Origin of the sequence: Pantoea sp. ICBG 985 (assembly GCF_002928365.1) — a bacterium.
Classification (GTDB): Bacteria; Pseudomonadota; Gammaproteobacteria; order Enterobacterales; family Enterobacteriaceae; genus Pantoea; species Pantoea dispersa.
In genome coordinates this window covers 34,174-51,254 of record NZ_POWM01000009.1, presented here as the reverse complement: position 1 = coordinate 51,254, position 17,081 = coordinate 34,174, and the positions used below count along the sequence as shown (strand labels likewise).

The following is a 17,081-nucleotide window of genomic DNA, read 5'->3' as shown; positions in this document are numbered from 1 at the left end:
GCAGAAGTGAATCGAAGGGACGAGCAATCGTCCCTTTTTTTGTTTCAGGCGGCAGAAGGGGTGAACAGGCGCGCGTCGCGCAGCAGGTGATCGTTACCGCGACGGCGGGTAAAGCCGCTGCGGTCAAAGAATTCCAGAATCTGCACCGCGACTTTGCGGCCGGTACCCAGCTGGTTGCGGAAGTCGGCGGCGCTGGTGCTGCCTCCGGCGGCCGCACGCTGACGAATCAGATCGGCGAAGATCTGGATCTGCGCGCTGCGGTAGTAGCGATCGCGCACGATCGCCGTGATATGGCCGAGACGCGCCGCGGTGAGTAATAAACCGCGAATCTGCTCTTCATCCTGCTGCAGCGCATCGGCAATATCGCGCACCCACAGTGGCTGGTCGCTGAATAGCGGCTCGACCTGCTGCCACAGCGTGGCTTCCTGTGGATTAAAGCGCGGCGCGAAGTCGGGCAGGTGCAGCCAGCCCTGTTTCTGCCGCAGCTCGCCATGTGCCAGCATCTGATCGATTAATCCCGGCACCAGCGGTGCCGGCGCATGCGGCAGCGCCACACGGCGCAGGCGATCGTGGCCGATGCCCGGCAACTCCGGGTGCTGCTGGTGGAAGGCGCTCAGCGCTTCCCGTAAACGCTGCTGCCAGGCGCTGGCCATGGTGTCGCTCATCAGGCTGGTCCCCAGCCGCACCGGATTCAGCAGCGGCAGCAGCGCGTCCAGCGCCGGCGCAGTGAGCTGGCGCGCCCAGCCGAGCTCGTCATACGCGGCCGGTTGATACGCCAGATGCGCCTGCAGGCTGGCGCTGTCATCCCGCGCCGCGGCCAGTTGCTGTAGCCACTGCAGGTAGTCCGGCTGGCGTTTACCGCGCTTTTTGCTGTCGCACAGCAGTACGCGTCCGCCGCCCAGCGTATGCTGCGCATTGCTGTCGCGGATAATTATCCGATCGTTTTCCGCCAGCCACAGCGGCTGGCTGAGCACCAGTTCAGCCACATCGTCCGTGAGCTGCGTTAAGCGGCCGGTGACGTGGCTGGCCGCGTGATGCAGATGCACCGGCTGCGAGGCCGTTTTCAGCGGTTGCAGCAGGCGCAGTGCGACGATCAGCCGCTGCGAGCCGGCGGGACGCGGCTGCGCCAGCAGCCAGTCGCCGCGCGTAATCTGTGCCTTCTCTACGTCACCGACGATATTCAGCGCGATGCGCTCGCCCGCCTGCGCGTGCGTCACCGGCTGGTTCTGCGCATGCAGCGCCCGCACGCGCAGCGGCAGGTTCAGGCTGCTGAGCCACAGTGTGTCGCCCACCCTGACTTCACCGCTCAGCGCGGTGCCGGTGACCACCAGCCCGGTGCCTTTCAGCGTGAAAGCGCGGTCGATGGCGAGGCGGAAACGGCGGCCAGGCTCAAACGCCGGTGCGTTCAGGCTGCTGAGGTGCTGGCGCAGCGTTTCAATGCCCTGCAGCGTATGGCTGCTGGTAACAAACTGCGCTGCCGCTGGCCAGCCGAGCTGCTGCGTGAGCTGAGCGACCTGCTGCTGTACCTCCGCGATGCGTGCGGCGTCAACGCGGTCGGCTTTGGTCAGCGCCACGCTCAGCGGCGGCTGTCCGGCGAGGCTCAGCAGTTGTAAGTGCTCACGCGTCTGCGGCATCACGCCATCGTCACAGGCCACCACCAGCAGCGCATGATGAATGCCGCCGATGCCGGCCAGCATGTTGGCGAGAAATTTTTCATGGCCAGGCACATCAATGAAGCCCAGGGTGCGGCCATCGGGCTGCGGCCAGTAGGCATATCCGAGATCGATGGTCATGCCGCGCCGTTTCTCTTCCGGCAGGCGATCGGCATCAACACCGGTCAGGGCCTGCAACAGCGCGGTTTTACCGTGATCGACATGTCCGGCCGTGGCAATAATCATGGTACTAAGGTCCGTATCAGGGCGGCTTCGTCATCAAGGCAGCGTAAATCCAGCCACAGTTTGCCCTCCTGCAGGCGGCCAATCACCGGGCGTGCCAGCTGGCGCCAGCGTTGCGCCAGGGCGTTGAGCTGGCTGCCGTGACCGTCGCGTGGCGTGAAGGTGATAGCAAAGCTGGGCAGACGTTCGACCGGCAGCGAACCGCTGCCAATTTGCGAGGAACAGGCGGCGATCGCCAGCGAAAAATCGGCGCTGAAGGCGTGCTCCAGCGCCGGCATCAGACGTTCAGCCTGTTGCAGAATATCGTGCGCGCTGCGCGTCAGCAGTCGCAGTGTTGGCAGCGCCTCGTGCAGGGTTTCCGGCTGACGGTAGAGCTGCAGCGTGGCTTCCAGTGCCGCCAGCGTCATTTTATCGACGCGCAGAGCGCGCTTCAGCGGATGCTGTTGCAGCTGGTCAATCAGCGCTTTTTTGCCGACGATAATCCCGGCCTGCGGGCCACCCAGCAGTTTGTCACCGGAGAAACTCACCAGGCTCACGCCGGCCGCAATCAGCTGCTGCGGCATCGGTTCAGGCGGCAATCCGTACGCCGTCATATCCACCAGCGAACCGCTGCCGAGATCGCTGATCACCGGCAGGCCGTGCGCGTCGCCTAACTGCACCAGCTCGGCTTCAGGCACGGCATGGGTAAAGCCCTGAATCTGGTAATTACTGGTATGTACCTTCATCAGCAGGCCGCTATCCCCGCCGATGGCGCCGCGATAATCCTTCAGATGGGTGCGATTGGTGGTGCCGACCTCCACCAATCGGCAGCCCGCCTGGCGCATCACGTCGGGAATGCGGAATGCGCCGCCGATCTCCACCAGTTCGCCGCGCGACATAATCACGTCGCGGCCCGCAGCCAGGCTGGCCAGCATCAGCAGCACCGCAGCGGCGTTATTATTGACGATGCAGGCAGCTTCAGCGCCGGTTAGCTCGCACAGCAGTGCGCTGACTGCGCGATCGCGATGGCCACGCGCCGCGTCGTCCAGCGCATATTCCAGCGTTACCGGCTGGCGCAAGCAGGCGCTGACCGCCGCGATCGCGCGATCGCTGAGCTGCGCGCGCCCGAGATTGGTGTGCAGCACGGTGCCGGTCAGGTTAAACACCGGGCGCAGCGCGCTTTTCTGCTGCTGCTGCGCGCGGCGCAGCGCTTCATCCGGCCAGCTGGCGTGCCAGTGCGGTAACGATTGATGTTGCTGAATGTGGTCGCGCGCCTCCTGCTGCATGCCGCGCAGCTGACGCGTGATAAAGGCGGTACCGGTTTGTGCCAGCAGCGGCTGCAGCGCCGGATCGCGCAGCAGGCTGTCGATGGCAGGGAGTTGACTGTAGAGGGCTTTCATCACATCACTTAGTGGGTGGGCGGAACCGTACGGGCAAAGCTTTCCCGCTCGAACAGCGTTTCTGCCAGTTTAACCAGCGCCGGGCGATTGACGCACCAGTTGGGCAGCACGCGGCGAAAATTGAGATAGCCCAGGGTGCAGCCGGTGGCGATATCGGCGAGGTTGAGCGTGCCGCTGTTGAGCAACTCGCCCTGCGCGGCAGCGGTTTCCAGCGCGTCGAGGCCGCGCGCGATTTTCTCGCGATTACGCAGCAGCACCTCTTCCGATTGCCGATCGCCGGGACGCATCTGCTCGCGCACGATCATCACCGCCGCATCATTGATGCCGTCGGCCAGCTTCTCCAGCTGGCGGATCTGCAGGGCGCGCAGTGCGTCGTCGGGCAGCAGGGCAGGCGCATCGCCACGCAGTTCAATCACCTGAGCAATGATCGAGGAGTCAAACCAGGTCAGCTGCTGGTCATCAATTAAGGCCGGCACTTTACCCAGCGGATTGTACTGCGGGACGTGGCTGTCAGGCTCCCACGGAGAGTGGTTGACGAATTCAAACACCAGGCCCTTTTCCAGCAGGATCACTGAGATTTTGCGCACAAACGGGCTGGTATAGCTGCCAATCAGTTTCATCAGATGTCTCCGTTGCGATAAATGCCAGGCTCCACATTGTAGCGGCGCGATTTATCGCGCAGGGTTTGATGGTGCAAAACCGCGCGATAAATCGCGCCGCTACAAATCGCAGAATGAGTAAATTTACTGCATCAATCCCCGGGAAACATAAACGGATTCAGGCTGCTGCGCGCGAATCCTTCCTGCTCCATGCGGGCATCCAGCACCAGCGAGGCGAGATCGTCGGCCACCGGTTCCAGCGCCGGATCTTTCTCCTGGTATAGCATCTTCAGGTAGGTACCGCAGTCGCCGCAGCTTTCGGCTTTCACGGCGGCCTGCTCGCTGTCCAGCGACCAGTAATGCAGATCGCGCGTTTGCTCGCAGTTCGAGCACTTGCTGCGCACTACGTACCACTCGCTTTCGCACAGATTACAGTGCAGATAGCGCAGACCCTGCTGGCCAACGTCCATGTGCACCACGCTGGCGACCGGCACACTGGCACACACCGGGCAGAACTGACGGTGCTCGCCATATTCGGCCCGCGCTTTGCCGGGGATCATCGCTGCCATCTGCGCCCAGTAAATTGACAGCGCCGCCCAGATGAACGGGGCTTTATCACTGCTGACCTGGGCGAATTCGCCCTCCAGCAGCGCGCTGGCAAGGGTTTCCAGCTCGGTGGACGAGGCCTTCTCCAGATTCTCCAGCACCGCCAGCGCCTGGCCGCTCATCTCTGGCTTCAGCTCGGCGATCAGCGAATGCAGCAGCCGCTGCCAGTGCACATCGCGCGGGTAAGTGTGGATATCCAGCGGCGGTTTGCCCTGCTGCGCGCTCTCTGCCAGCCGCTGATGCAGATCGATCTGCAGCGGATGGTCATACAGCACGATTTCCTGGGCCTGCGCGATCACCGCGGCAAAACGCAGGTAGTCGCCCAGCGGATTTTTCGCCGCCAGATCACGCAACCGCGCCGCACGGCGGCTGTAGAGATTTTTCAGCCGGGGGAAAAGTAACGGCGGAACTTGCTCCGCCGTGTTCTTTTCGCTCTTCTCCAGCTGCTCCTGCGGGATGATGCGAATACTCATCAGGGACGTTTTTCCTGTTGTGTTTGGCGTTGGCGCTGCTCGCGATACCAGCGTGGGTGATGTTTCTTCGCCCACGCGGCCGGTACCCAGCCCTCAACCATGGCGGTAATGGTGCCTTTCACCCACAGGGCGGCATAAATATGCACCATAATCGTCATGATCAGTGCCACAGCCGAGACCGAATGCACCACCAGCGCGGCGCGAATCAGCGGAATGGTGAAGTACCCGGCGAACCAGGGGCGCCAGATGACAATTCCGCTCGCCAGCAGCAAGACTAAGCTGATGATAGCAGCCCAGAACACACACTTCTGCCCGAAGTTGTATTTCCCGGTATCGCCCACTTCTTCATTACGCACGATTTTGCGGATATTTTTCGCCCATACCAGATCGTCGCGCTGGATAAGATTGTGCTTCCAGTAGCGTAAGAACATGATAATAAAGGCTGCAAACATCACCACGCCGACGAACGGGTGCAGAATACGCGCCAGTTGTGGCGTGCCGAGCACGTGCATCAGCCAGTTAAACGACGGGAAAAAGAAACCCAGTCCGCTGAGCGCGGCAAACACAAAACAGAACGCGACAATCCAGTGATTGATGCGTTCCGGCGCGCTGTAGCGCACCAGACGATCGCGCTTTTTCATTATTCGCGCTCCTCTTTTTCATGCAGGTTTTCGTCGTCGTCCTCTTCCACCCGGTTCGGACCGACACCAACGTAGTGGAACACCGCGGCGGCGAAGGTGGCGGCAAAGCCGATAGCAGCCAGCGGTTTCCAGACGCCTTTCCAGAAGGTGACCGCCGGGCTGATGCTCGGGTTGGCCGGCAGGCCGTGATACAGCTGCGGTTTGTCGGCGTGGTGCAGCACGTACATGACGTGCGTGCCGCCGACGCCAGCCGGATCGTACAGCCCGGCGTTGGCATAGCCGCGCGTGTTTAGCTCGGCGACGCGATCGGCAGCCAGCTGCTGCATATCGCTTTTGCTGCCGAAGTGAATCGCCCCGGTCGGACAGGTTTTCACGCACGCCGGTTCCTGACCGACGTTAACGCGATCGACGCACAGCGTGCATTTATACACGCGGTTGTCGTCTTTATTCAGCCGCGGCACGTCAAACGGACAGCCGGCGATGCAGTAGCCGCAGCCAATGCACTGTTCCGACTGAAAATCGACGATCCCGTTCGCGTACTGAATAATCGCGCCTTCCGACGGGCAGGCTTTCAGACAGCCGGGGTCGGCACAGTGCATGCAGCCATCCTTGCGGATCAGCCACTCCAGCTTGCCGTTCTCCTCGACTTCCGAGAAACGCATCACCGTCCAGGATTTGGCGGTCAAATCCGCCGGGTTGTCATACACCCCGACGTTATGACCGACCTCGTCGCGGATGTCGTTCCACTCTGAACACGCGACCTGACACGCCTTACAGCCGATGCAGGTGGTGACGTCGATCAGTTTCGCCACTTCCTGCTGATGGTCACGCGCCTGCGGGGCAGGCGTGAAACCATTGGTGGCGGAGCGGCGGATAATGTCTTGCGATTGATAAGCCATCTTCGTTCTCCGTTACACCTTCTCGACGTTAACCAGGAACGCCTTAAACTCCGGCGTTTGCGTGTTGGCGTCACCGACAAACGGCGTCAGGGTATTGGCGATAAAGCCTTTTTTCGCCACGCCCTGATAGCCCCAGTGAATCGGGATGCCAATGGTATCGACAGTTTTGCCATCGACGTTGAGCGGACGCAGGCGCTTGGTGACCACCGCTTTGGCTTTGATATAGCCGCGGTTGGAACTCACCTTCACCGTATCGCCCTGGGCGATGCCGAGCTTGTTCGCCAGCTTCTCGCCAATTTCCACAAACTGTTCCGGCTGCGCGATGGCGTTGAGCAACGCGTGTTTGGTCCAGTAGTGGAAATGCTCGGTCAGACGATATGTGGTGCCGACATACGGGAACTGCTCCGCTTTGCCCATCGCCGCCAGATCGTCTTTGAACACGCGCGCGGCCGGGTTGGAGACCACGTCAGGATGCAGCGGATTGGTGCCGAGCGGCGTTTCAAACGGCTCGTAGTGCTCCGGGAACGGTCCTTCTGCCATTTTGTCGATGGCGAACAGGCGGCCCATGCCTTCCGGCTGCATGATAAACGGCCCGACGTTACTGCCCGGCGCGGCCGTGCTGTAGTCCGGAATATCCATACCGCCCCACTTGCTGCCATCCCATTTGAGGATCTGGCGTTTCGGATCCCACGGGTTGCCCTGCGGGTCGGCGGAGGCGCGGTTATACAGGATGCGGCGGTTCAGCGGCCACGCCCAGCTCCAGTTCAGCGTATTGCCCAGCCCGCTCGGATCGGTGTTATCGCGGCGCGCCATCTGGTTACCGTCGGGTGTCCAGCTACCGGCGAAAATCCAGCAGCCGCTGCTGGTGCTGCCGTCATCTTTCAGATGGGCAAAAGTGCTGAGCTGCTGGCCTTTTTTCACCAGCAGCGTGCCTTTGTCATCGTAGATGTCCGCCAGCGCCTTGCCGTTGCTCTCCATCGCCACCTCTTCCGAGGCCGGATTGTCGGGCGTCAGGTAGTTCCAGGTCATGTTCAGCACCGGCTCTGGCTGTGCACCGCCTTCGCGCGCATACATCTCACGCAGACGCAGATAGATACCGGAGAGAATTTCACCGTCGTTGAGCGCTTCGCCCGGCGCATCCTGACCTTTCCAGTGCCACTGCAGCCAGCGGCCGGAGTTGACTATTGAGCCGTTCTCCTCGGCAAAGCAGGTCGACGGCAGACGGAACACTTCGGTCTTAATCTGCGCCGGATCGGCATCGTTAAACTCGCCGTGGTTTTGCCAGAAGGTCGAGGTTTCGGTGTTGAGCGGGTCGATGGTGACGAGGAACTTCAGCTTCGACAGTGAATCGATCACTTTGCGCTTGTTCGGGAACGACGCCACCGGGTTAAAGCCCTGGCACAGATAGCCGTTGACCTTGCCCTGCGACATCATCTCGAAGTACTGCAGCACGTCGTAGCCTTTGTCCCACTTCGGCAGCCAGTCAAAGCCCCAGCTGTTCTCCGCCTGCGCTTTATCGCCAAAGAAGGCTTTCATCATGCTGACGAAGAATTTCGGGTAGTTGCCCCAGTAATTCACCTGGCCCGGCAGCGTCGGCTTCGGCGTGTTCGCCGCCAGATAGCTGTTGAGATCGGTCTGTTTTTCTGACGGCAGCGTCATATAGCCCGGCAGGCTTTGCGACAGCAGGCCGAGATCGGTCAGACCCTGAATATTGGAGTGTCCGCGCAGCGCATTGACGCCGCCGCCGGCCATCCCCATATTGCCCAGCAGCAGCTGAATCATCGCCATGGTGCGGATGTTCTGCGCCCCGACGGAGTGCTGTGTCCAGCCCAGCGCATACAGGAACGAGGTGGTGCGGTCGCGCGCGCTGGTTTCACCAATCAGCTCACAGACGTGCAGGAAATCCGCCTTTGGCGTGCCGCAGATGCGCTCGACCATTTCCGGCGTGTAACGGCTGACGTGCTGCTTCAGCAGATTCCAGACGCAGCGCGGATGGCTCAGGCTGTCATCGCGTTTGGCAAAGCCGTCGTCGCCCAGCTCGTAGTTCCAGCTGGTTTTGTCATATTTGCGATTGGCTTCGTCGTAGCCGCTGAACAGGCCGTCGTCGAAATGGTAATCCTCCCGCACGATCAGGCTGGCATTGGTGTACGCCTGCACATATTCATGCTGGATTTTGTCATTCTGCAGCAGCCACAGCAGCACACCCGACAGGAAGGCAATGTCGGTACCGGGGCGGATAGGCGTGTAAAAGTCTGCCACCGATGCCGTACGCGTGAAGCGCGGATCGATAACAATCAGTTTGGCTTTGTTGTGAATTTTGGCTTCCATCGCCCAGCGGAAACCGACCGGATGCGCCTCAGCAGCGTTTCCGCCCATCACCACAACCAGATTGGCATTACGGATGTCGACCCAGTGGTTGGTCATCGCACCGCGACCAAATGTTGGAGCAAGACTTGCTACCGTTGGTCCGTGTCAGACGCGTGCCTGGTTGTCGACCGCCAGCATACCGAGCGATCGGGTAAATTTTTGCGTTAAGTAGCCGGTTTCGTTGCTGGAGGCCGAAGCGCACAGCATGCCGGTGGAGAGCCAGCGGTTTACCGTCACGCCGGCGGCGTTCTGCGCGATAAAGTTGGCGTCGCGATCGGCTTTCATCAGCTGCGCGATGCGCGTAAAGGCGTCATCCCAGCTGATGCGCTGCCATTTGTCGGAGCCTGGCGCACGGTATTCCGGATATTTCAGACGGCTGTCGCTGTGGACAAAATCAAGCAGGCCCGCGCCTTTCGGACAGAGCGCGCCGCGGCTCACCGGATGGTCCGGATCCCCTTCGATGTGGAAAATGGTCTCTTTGGCGTTCTTTGCGCCATCGCCGAGGCTGTACATTAACAGGCCACAGCCGACTGAGCAGTAAGTGCAGGTATTACGGGTTTCGCGGGCACGCAGCAACTTATACTGCCGTGTTTCCGCCAGCGCGGCTTCCGGCGTAAAGCCGAGCAGTGCTGCCGTGGTTCCTGCCATACCGCCAGCGCAGATCTTGAAGAATTTTCTTCGGCTGACGTTCATGGGTAATCCTTGAGTCGACATTGCTGTAATAATTTTTTTGCGCTGGATGGAGCCGGGGTTCAGAATGGCTCCACGCAGGATTGCGTCAAAAGCGACCTGATATTACCACTACTTTAATGTGGTTGTTATGCGAGACGAGAGAAGTGAAAGCGAAACAGCAAAAAAGTAACCAGAATGTGAATGAGATCGCAGGACTGAGCCAGACCACCGTATGGCAGCGCCACGCGATTACTGAAGCGGAAAGCGACTGGCTGGCGCAGGAAGTGCCGGTGGCGCTGGTCTACAACGGTATTTCACACGTGGTGATGATGGCGACGCCGGATAATCTGCAGGCTTTTGCGCTCGGTTTTTCGCTCTCCGAAGGCATTATTGAGCAATCCGGCGAGATCTATGGCATGGATGTGGTGCCGGGCTGCAATGGGTTCGAAGTGCAGATCGAACTCTCCAGCCGGCGTTTTATGGCGCTGAAGGCGCAGCGTCGCGCCATGGCGGGCCGCACCGGTTGCGGTGTATGCGGGGTGGAGCAGCTGGATCAAATCGGCAAGCCGGTGCAGCCGCTGCCGTTTACGCAGACCTTCGATCTGGCCTGCCTCGATAACGGGCTGGCACAGCTGCGCGATTTCCAGCCCATCGGCAATCTGACCGGTTGTACGCACGCCGCCGCGTGGATGTCGCCGCAGGGCGAACTGCAGGGCGGCTGCGAAGACGTGGGTCGCCACGTGGCGCTGGATAAGCTGCTGGGTCAGCGCAGCCAGCAGCACTGGCAGCAGGGTGCGGTGCTGGTTTCCAGCCGCGCCAGCTATGAGATGGTGCAAAAATCTGCCATGTGCGGCGTAGAGATTCTGTTTGCCGTCTCGGCCGCCACCCAGCTGGCCGTTGAGGTGGCCGAGCGCTGTAACCTGACGCTGGTCGGTTTTTCTAAACCGGGACGCGCCACGGTGTACAGCCATCCGCAGCGTCTGATTAACGGTTGATGAGCGGTACATGCCGGGAATTTTATCGTTCGCGGCGTGCAGCGTACCGGGAGGTGTCAGGCAATCTTTTATTACGCTGCGCTTTTTCTGGTTAGCCTGCTAAATAATATGCATGCAATAGTTTTTAATGTGACATTCTTTTCGATAGGAATGAAGAAGTTGATGCGCTATCATTAACGTCTCAATCAATAATAATATATCCATTATGGCTTTAATTAAAAAGCTGCGGCAGCTGAATCGCAGGCGTAATTATTTAAAGAAAGAGATTAGATATTCTCTTGATCTTTATTTTGCAGCAAGGAAATGGAAAAAGTCTTCAGGCCACAAACAGAATAGACAGGATATCAAATCCATTCTGCTGGTTCGCAATGAAGGTAAAATCGGCGATGCCATCGTTTCTACGTGTTTTCTCAGAGCGCTGTTTGAAGCCGGGTATCGTGTAGATATTCTGGCGGTAAAGGAGAATGAGAGCCTTTTCCGACATAACCCGTATATTCACAACATCTATCTCTCGGAGAGTTTCAGCGATTGTCATCAGCGCGATAAATATGACACCGCCATCGGGAGTGAGGTCGTTACCCTCCTGAGAGACAATGCTTACGATTTATTGATCGATACGGCTATCTGGCAAACCGCGCTGTATATGCCCAAAATGATTGCCGATATCAATCCTAAAATGACGCTGGGTTTCAACAAGCCTGGCTGGCTTAAACCCTACGATATCAATATTCAGTTCGATCACCTTAATAACCACGTTAAAAATATCTATCGTGCGGTTCTTGACTATCTTCAGGTTGAGACGGTTGATGGGCTGAATTATGAAATATTTTATCCTGAGCGAATTGATTCCGAAATTCACCAGTCCGGCATGTTTTCCGCTGATGAGCACAATATTTTAATCAATATTTATGCCAGTCATGCCGACCGTGACCTCTCTGAGCAGCAGCTGAATGAGCTAATCGGGGCGATTGTCAGGCACAATGCGGCCACCAATATCGTGGTGCTTGATCACAAAGGCGCGCTGGAACAGGCATCGCTGCACCCTGCGAAGTTATATCGCGTTCCCTCGCTGTATCACGCTTTCGCTGCGGTTAAGAAAAGTGATTGCGTGATTACTCCTGATACCGCCGTGGTGCATATCTCGGCGGCTTATAACAAAGCCCTGGTTGGCATCTATCAGGACTCCCTGAAAAATAATCAGCTGTGGTCGCCTGGCTACAGTAACGGCCATCAGATATTTTCCGACGAGTTTGTTTTTAAAAATGACGGACGACTGGTTGAGAAAATAAGCCAAAAAATCCACACGCTGGTTCAGCCATAATCGATGAGGTCACTGTGCCGTCAGTACGGTGACCGTGCATCGGGCAGTTCCTTACACCACCTGCACCGCTAACGCCTGCTGCAGAGCGCTGAGTGCACCAGGCTTTGCCGCGCCGCCGTCGCAAATCAACAGATCGATATCGCCGACAGGGGCGTACTGGGTACGGCTGATCACGCCGAGTTTGCTGTGATCCGCCAGCAGCAGGGTGCGGCTGGCCTGCTGTACCATGGCGTGCGCGATGGCGGCTTCATGCGGATGGAAGCTGCTGGCGCCGTTTCGGGCATCGATGCCGACCGGTGACAGCAGCGCCACGTCGGCGCGATATCGATAAATTTCCCCCACCGTCATTTCTCCCCGCGTCTGCTGCGCGCCGGCCATCATCATGCCGCCCAGCAGCAGCACCTGGTTATTCAGGGTTTCATGCTCTTCGGCCGCGCTAAGCGCCAGTGCCGCCTGCAGACTGTTGGTGATGATGGTCAGGCCGGACATGGTGCGCAGCTCTTCAGCCAGCAGCGTGGTAGTGGTGCCGGCATCGAGGAACAGCGTCTGGCCGGGTTGCAGATGTTGTACCGCCGCGGCGGCAATCGCGCGTTTCTCTCTGGCCTGTGCGTTACGGCGCACCTGCAGCGGTGGCTCCGGCGGGCTCTCCAGCGCCACCAGACCGCCATGTACGCGGCGCGCCAGCCCCTGCGCCTCAAGCGAAATGATATCGCGCCGTGCCGTTTCCCGCGAAATACCCAGCTCTTTGATGATGCGTTCAGTGCTGAGCTGATGTTGCGTGCTCAGCAGCGCGCGAATGCGATGTAAACGGGTTTCCTGCAGCATGACGTTTCCCTGTGGCAGAGCGAAGCTGGGCCTAAGCTTACCTGAGTGTCATCGTGGCGTCATGTGTATTTGGTTGTATTTGTGTATTTGGTTGCATTTTTCACTAAAGCAGGCATGATGTTCGCAGAGATCAGGCTGCAAACACCCCTTTCACCTTCGCAACGGGAGTTACCATGGTTACACGTTCCACCATCATGGATACCAACAGTTTTCGCGCCGAACACGCCGACGCGCTGGATCCGGCCACCCGCACTCTGACGGACAAGCGCAGCAAAGTGCTGGGCGAATCGTATCGTCTGTTTTATCGCAAGCCGGTGCATCTGGTGCGCGGCGAAGGGCAGTATTTATGGGATGCGGCGGGTAATAAATATCTGGATGTGTATAACAATGTGGCGAGTATCGGCCACTGCCATCCGGCGGTCATTGAGGCGGTGAATCAGCAGATGAAGATGCTGAACACGCACACGCGTTATCTGCACGAGCGCATTCTTGATTACAGCGAAGCGTTGCTGGCGACCACGCCGGAAGCCATCGACCGCGCCATGTATATGTGTACCGGCTCAGAAGCCAATGATTTGGCGATTCGCGTGGCGCGCGCCTGGAGCGGTGGCACCGGTATTATTGTCTCGCAGGAGGCGTACCACGGAACCAGTGATTTGACCTCTGGCGCGTCACCGGCACTCGGTAGCGGTCAGCCGCTGGCCGTTACCACCCGCCTGGTGCCACCGCCGGATGCTTATCGTGTCGATGCGCCCGACCTCGGGGCATGGTTCGCCGATCAGATTCAGCAGCAGATTGATGACATGAAAGCGCACGGCATTAAATTCGCCGGTTTCCTCGCCGACTCGATCTTCTCCTCCGACGGCGTGCTGCCTAATCCGCGCGGATTCCTGCAGCAAGCGGTAGATGTGGTGCATGCTAACGGCGGCATTTTTATCGCTGATGAAGTGCAGCCCGGCTTTGCCCGTACTGGCGATGCCTTCTGGGGCTTTGCCCGTCACGGCGTGGTGCCGGATGTGGTCACCACCGGTAAGCCGATGGGCAACGGTATTCCGGTTTCCGGCCTGCTGGCGAAAAGCGACGTGCTGGCCGCGTTCAGCGACGAGATCCCTTATTTCAATACTTTCGGCGGCAACCCGGTGGCGATGGCCGCTGCGCAGGCGGTGCTGACGGTGATCCAGGAAGAGGGGCTGCAGGAGCATAGCCGCGTGGTCGGCGCCCAGCTGCTGGCGGAGCTGCAGAAGCTGATGGATCGCCATGACTGCATTGGTGATGTGCGCGGTGCCGGGCTGTTTATCGGGTTTGAGCTGGTGCAGGATCGCAGCAGTAAGACGCCGGACAAAGCGCTGGCGCTGGATTTGATCGAGAAGCTGCGCGATCACCATGTGCTGACGTCGGTGGCCGGGCCGTACGGCAACGTGCTGAAACTGCGTCCGCCGCTGGCGTTCCAGAGCGGTGATATCGACTGGCTGGTGGGAGCACTGGATAAGTCGCTGACGGAGCTGGGGCGTTAATTATTCAGATATCAGGTCGCCATGAATGGCGACCCTTCAGCATAATGTGCCAGACGCGCGTTGATGCGCATCTGGCAGGGCGTGAAAGGACATCACGCTGCGGCAGTTTCCTGGGCAAAAATCTGCTCCATCTTCTGCCACGCCTGTGCCACATCATCATCGAGATTGAACAGGCCGGAGGTGCCGACAATAAACACGTCGACGCCCGAGGCGGCAATCTGCTTAAAGGTGCGCGCATTGCACGACCCATCGATTTCGGTCAGATAGTGATAACCGTGCGTTTCCCGCATAGCGATCAGCTGGCGAATTTTGTTCAGCGTTTCCGGAATAAATTTCTGCCCGGCGAAGCCGGGATCGACCGACATCACCGTCACTTTATCCAGCAGATGCGCATATTCACGAATGCTGTCGGCTGGCGTAGCCGGATTCAGCACCACGCCGCAGCGACGGCCAGCCTCTTTAATTTGCGTCAGCAGGCGAAAAATTTTGTTATTCGCCGTCTCCGGATGGAAACTGATAATATCCGCACCGGCATCAATGCACATCGGAATAATATCTTCCGGGTGGTTCACCATTAAATGCACATCAATCGGCACATCGGTAATTTTACGCAGGTTCTCAATAAAGAACGGCGACAGCGTAATATTCTTAACATAGCTGCCATCCATAATATCGACATGATAGAACGAGGCGCTGGCGTTCATCGCTTCGATCTGCTCGCGGAAGCGGGTCAAATCCATGCACATCAGGGACGGTGAAAAGCGGGCGTTCATGCTGATTTCCTCATTACGCAAACAGCGCCCGCAGGCGCTGTCTGTGACATCAATGGAAGAACGAAATAATGTGGCCGAGCACAATGCCGACGATACCGAAGTCCGCATCACCAAAGGTGGTGGACGCGAAGCCAAGGTCACCCATCAGCGGCAGCAGAATGGCGGGCAGGAAGGAGATCAGCAGCCCCTGGACAAAGGAACCGATGATGGCACCGCGCCGTCCGCCGGTGATGTTGCCGTAGACGCCAGCGGTCGCGCCGCAGAAGAAGTGCGGCACCAGGCCCGGCACAATCACGCTCAGACCGAACAGCGGGCACAGGAACATGCTGATCAGCCCGGCGGCGAAGCTGCACAGGAAGCCGATGATTACGGCGTTCGGCGCGAACGGGAAGACCGTCGGACAATCCAGCGCCGGTTTTGCGTTCGGCACCAGTTTATCGGCGATGCCTTTGAACGCCGGGACGATCTCGGCAATCACCATGCGTACACCGGCAAGAATGATGTAAACACCCGCAGCAAAGGTGATTGACTGGATAATGGCAAAGACGATGAAGTTCTGACCGCCGCTCACCTGGCTTTCGGTAAACTCTTTACCGGCGACCAGCACCAGCGCGACAAACAGAATCATCATGGTCAGCGAAATTGCCACGGACGAGTCGCGCAGGAAGTTGAGGGTTTTCGGTACTTTCAGCTCTTCAATTGATGGGCTGCCTTTGCCCACCGCTTTGCCGACCAGCGCCGACAGCAGGTAGCCGGTGGAGCCAAAGTGGCCCAGCGCCAGGTCGTCCGAGTTGGTGATTTTGCGGGTGAACGGCTGCAGAATCGCCGGACATACCACCATCATGGTGCCGAGAATCAGCGAGCCGATCAGCACCAGCCAGAAGCCGTGCACGCCGCCCACCGACAGGATCACTGCCAGCATGGCCGACATATACAGCGTATGGTGCCCGGTCAGGAAGATGTATTTCAGCGGCGTGATGCGCGCCAGCACAATATTCACCAGCATACCGAACACCATGATCATCGCGGTTTCGGTACCGTAGTTTTTCTGTGCCAGCGCGGCCATTGCATCAGTATTCGGCACTACGCCCTGAATATTGAACGAGTGCTCGAATAGCTGGCTGAAGATGGTCAGGGTGGCCGCAATTAAGTTGGCCCCGGCGATAAGAATAACAAAACCCATGATGGTTTTTAGCGTACCGGAAATCACATCGGATACCGGTTTCTTTTGCAGTAATAAACCAATCAGGGAAAAAAGGCCGACAAGTATAGCGGGTGTTCCAAGAACATCCTTAATTATAAACTGCAGCATAAATTACTCCGTGTGAGTAAATTTCGTCGGGTCAATTACAGGTTGTCGGCGAGAATTTCTTTGATTCTGGCGTTATCCAGTAAATTGCTCAGGCCAAATACCTGTGCGCTGTGGCTCGACAGCTGGTCAGCGATATCTTTAGCGCTGATGATAATATCGGCCTGCTCAGATTTGGCAGAGGTTAAATCGGTATGACCCACTTCAGCCTCTTTACCCAGCTCCTTAATAATTTTCTTCACGTTCATTTCCACAATGAAGCTGCTGCCTAAACCGTTTCCACACACAATCAGTACTTTTTTCATTTTCAGGTTTCTCTGGTGATTAATCTTTAATGACAGCTTCAATCGCTGGCAGGGTCGATGCCGACAGCAACTGCTGCAGGCGGGATTCGTCGCTGAACACCTCAGCCAGCGCGGTGATCATCTGAATATGATCGTCGCCAGACAGGGCGCACAGCATAATAACGACAAATACCGGGTCGTTTTCATCGGCGGCAAAATTCACGCCTTGTTTTACATGCAGCAGCGACAGGCCGTTTTTGCGCGCACCCTGTTCCGGACGCGCATGCGGCATCGCCAGACCCGGCGCCAGCACATAATAGGGACCCAGCTCAGCATGCGAGGTAAAGATCGCATCCAGATAAGCCGGGGTAATTGCCCCCTCCGCCAGCAGCGGCTCGGCCGATAAACGCACCGCTTCCTGCCAGTCGCTAACGTCGTCTATTACCCGGATATGTTGCGGTGTCAGCCATTGAGTGAGCATCAGTAATTCCTGTTTATTCGTCGATGCGGTGCACTGTAGGTGATTTTA

15 protein-coding genes are annotated in these 17,081 nt (G+C 58.3%); 3 read left to right on the top strand and 12 right to left on the bottom strand.

Translation table 11 applies throughout. From position 1 onward, the window contains the following. Positions 1-44: 44 nt before the first annotated feature. The 7 genes from selB to fdnG all read right to left on the bottom strand — a co-directional run bounded on the left by selB (position 45) and on the right by fdnG (position 9,552). Positions 45-1,898: a selenocysteine-specific translation elongation factor gene (selB, locus tag C1Y42_RS21280; RefSeq protein ID WP_104094294.1), complete on the bottom strand. Its 1,854-nt coding sequence runs from the start codon at positions 1,896-1,898 to the stop codon at positions 45-47. Further along, positions 1,895-3,274 carry an L-seryl-tRNA(Sec) selenium transferase gene (gene selA / locus C1Y42_RS21275; protein WP_104094293.1) on the bottom strand — a complete coding sequence of 460 codons (1,380 nt, stop codon included), beginning with the start codon at positions 3,272-3,274 and terminating at the stop codon, positions 1,895-1,897. The genes selB and selA overlap by 4 nt, the downstream gene beginning before the upstream one ends. Before the next feature lie 8 nt (positions 3,275-3,282). Then, positions 3,283-3,894, bottom strand: coding sequence for a glutathione S-transferase (locus C1Y42_RS21270; protein ID WP_104094292.1), 612 nt, complete (start codon positions 3,892-3,894; stop codon positions 3,283-3,285). A 131-nt stretch (positions 3,895-4,025) separates the two neighbouring features. Beyond that, positions 4,026-4,952 (bottom strand): formate dehydrogenase accessory protein FdhE, encoded by a 927-nt coding sequence (gene fdhE / locus C1Y42_RS21265; protein WP_058770768.1) that lies wholly within the window; start codon positions 4,950-4,952, stop codon positions 4,026-4,028. Further along, positions 4,952-5,593, bottom strand: a complete 642-nt coding sequence (fdoI, locus tag C1Y42_RS21260; RefSeq protein ID WP_031279592.1) for a formate dehydrogenase cytochrome b556 subunit — start codon at positions 5,591-5,593, stop codon at positions 4,952-4,954. The genes fdhE and fdoI overlap by 1 nt, the downstream gene beginning before the upstream one ends. Then, positions 5,593-6,492, bottom strand: a complete 900-nt coding sequence (gene fdxH, locus C1Y42_RS21255) for a formate dehydrogenase subunit beta (RefSeq protein WP_021506856.1) — start codon at positions 6,490-6,492, stop codon at positions 5,593-5,595. Before fdxH ends, fdoI begins: the two co-directional genes overlap by 1 nt. Before the next feature lie 12 nt (positions 6,493-6,504). After that, entirely contained in the window at positions 6,505-9,552 is a 3,048-nt protein-coding gene (gene fdnG, locus C1Y42_RS21250) for a formate dehydrogenase-N subunit alpha (RefSeq protein WP_146068814.1), read from the bottom strand. Positions 9,553-9,695: 143 nt separating this feature from the next. Between fdnG and fdhD the strand changes: the two genes are divergently transcribed. Then, positions 9,696-10,526, top strand: a complete 831-nt coding sequence (gene fdhD / locus C1Y42_RS21240; protein ID WP_104094290.1) for a formate dehydrogenase accessory sulfurtransferase FdhD — start codon at positions 9,696-9,698, stop codon at positions 10,524-10,526. A 205-nt stretch (positions 10,527-10,731) separates the two neighbouring features. Further along, positions 10,732-11,847, top strand: coding sequence for a glycosyltransferase family 9 protein (locus C1Y42_RS23495; protein ID WP_146068813.1), 1,116 nt, complete (start codon positions 10,732-10,734; stop codon positions 11,845-11,847). A gap of 51 nt (positions 11,848-11,898) precedes the next feature. On the opposite strand, the gene C1Y42_RS21225 is transcribed toward C1Y42_RS23495, so the two are convergent. Then, positions 11,899-12,672, bottom strand: coding sequence for a DeoR/GlpR family DNA-binding transcription regulator (locus C1Y42_RS21225; protein ID WP_088516188.1), 774 nt, complete (start codon positions 12,670-12,672; stop codon positions 11,899-11,901). A gap of 173 nt (positions 12,673-12,845) precedes the next feature. On the opposite strand from C1Y42_RS21225, the gene C1Y42_RS21220 reads away from it, so the two are divergent. Beyond that, positions 12,846-14,186 carry an aspartate aminotransferase family protein gene (locus tag C1Y42_RS21220; RefSeq protein ID WP_104094287.1) on the top strand — a complete coding sequence of 447 codons (1,341 nt, stop codon included), beginning with the start codon at positions 12,846-12,848 and terminating at the stop codon, positions 14,184-14,186. Positions 14,187-14,278: 92 nt separating this feature from the next. Here the strand turns inward: C1Y42_RS21220 and alsE are convergent, their stop codons facing one another. Genes alsE through C1Y42_RS21200 form a run of 4 tightly spaced genes read right to left on the bottom strand, consistent with a single transcriptional unit; the run spans position 14,279 to position 17,033 of the window. Continuing rightward, positions 14,279-14,959: a D-allulose 6-phosphate 3-epimerase gene (alsE, locus tag C1Y42_RS21215; protein ID WP_021506849.1), complete on the bottom strand. Its 681-nt coding sequence runs from the start codon at positions 14,957-14,959 to the stop codon at positions 14,279-14,281. Positions 14,960-15,008: 49 nt separating this feature from the next. After that, positions 15,009-16,271 carry a PTS ascorbate transporter subunit IIC gene (locus C1Y42_RS21210; protein WP_058758148.1) on the bottom strand — a complete coding sequence of 421 codons (1,263 nt, stop codon included), beginning with the start codon at positions 16,269-16,271 and terminating at the stop codon, positions 15,009-15,011. 35 nt (positions 16,272-16,306) lie between these two features. Further along, positions 16,307-16,573, bottom strand: a complete 267-nt coding sequence (locus C1Y42_RS21205; protein WP_021313417.1) for a PTS sugar transporter subunit IIB — start codon at positions 16,571-16,573, stop codon at positions 16,307-16,309. A 19-nt stretch (positions 16,574-16,592) separates the two neighbouring features. After that, a complete protein-coding gene (locus C1Y42_RS21200) occupies positions 16,593-17,033 on the bottom strand; it encodes a PTS sugar transporter subunit IIA (protein WP_021506847.1) in 441 nt (146 codons plus the stop codon). Between the last annotated feature and the right edge of the window lie 48 nt (positions 17,034-17,081).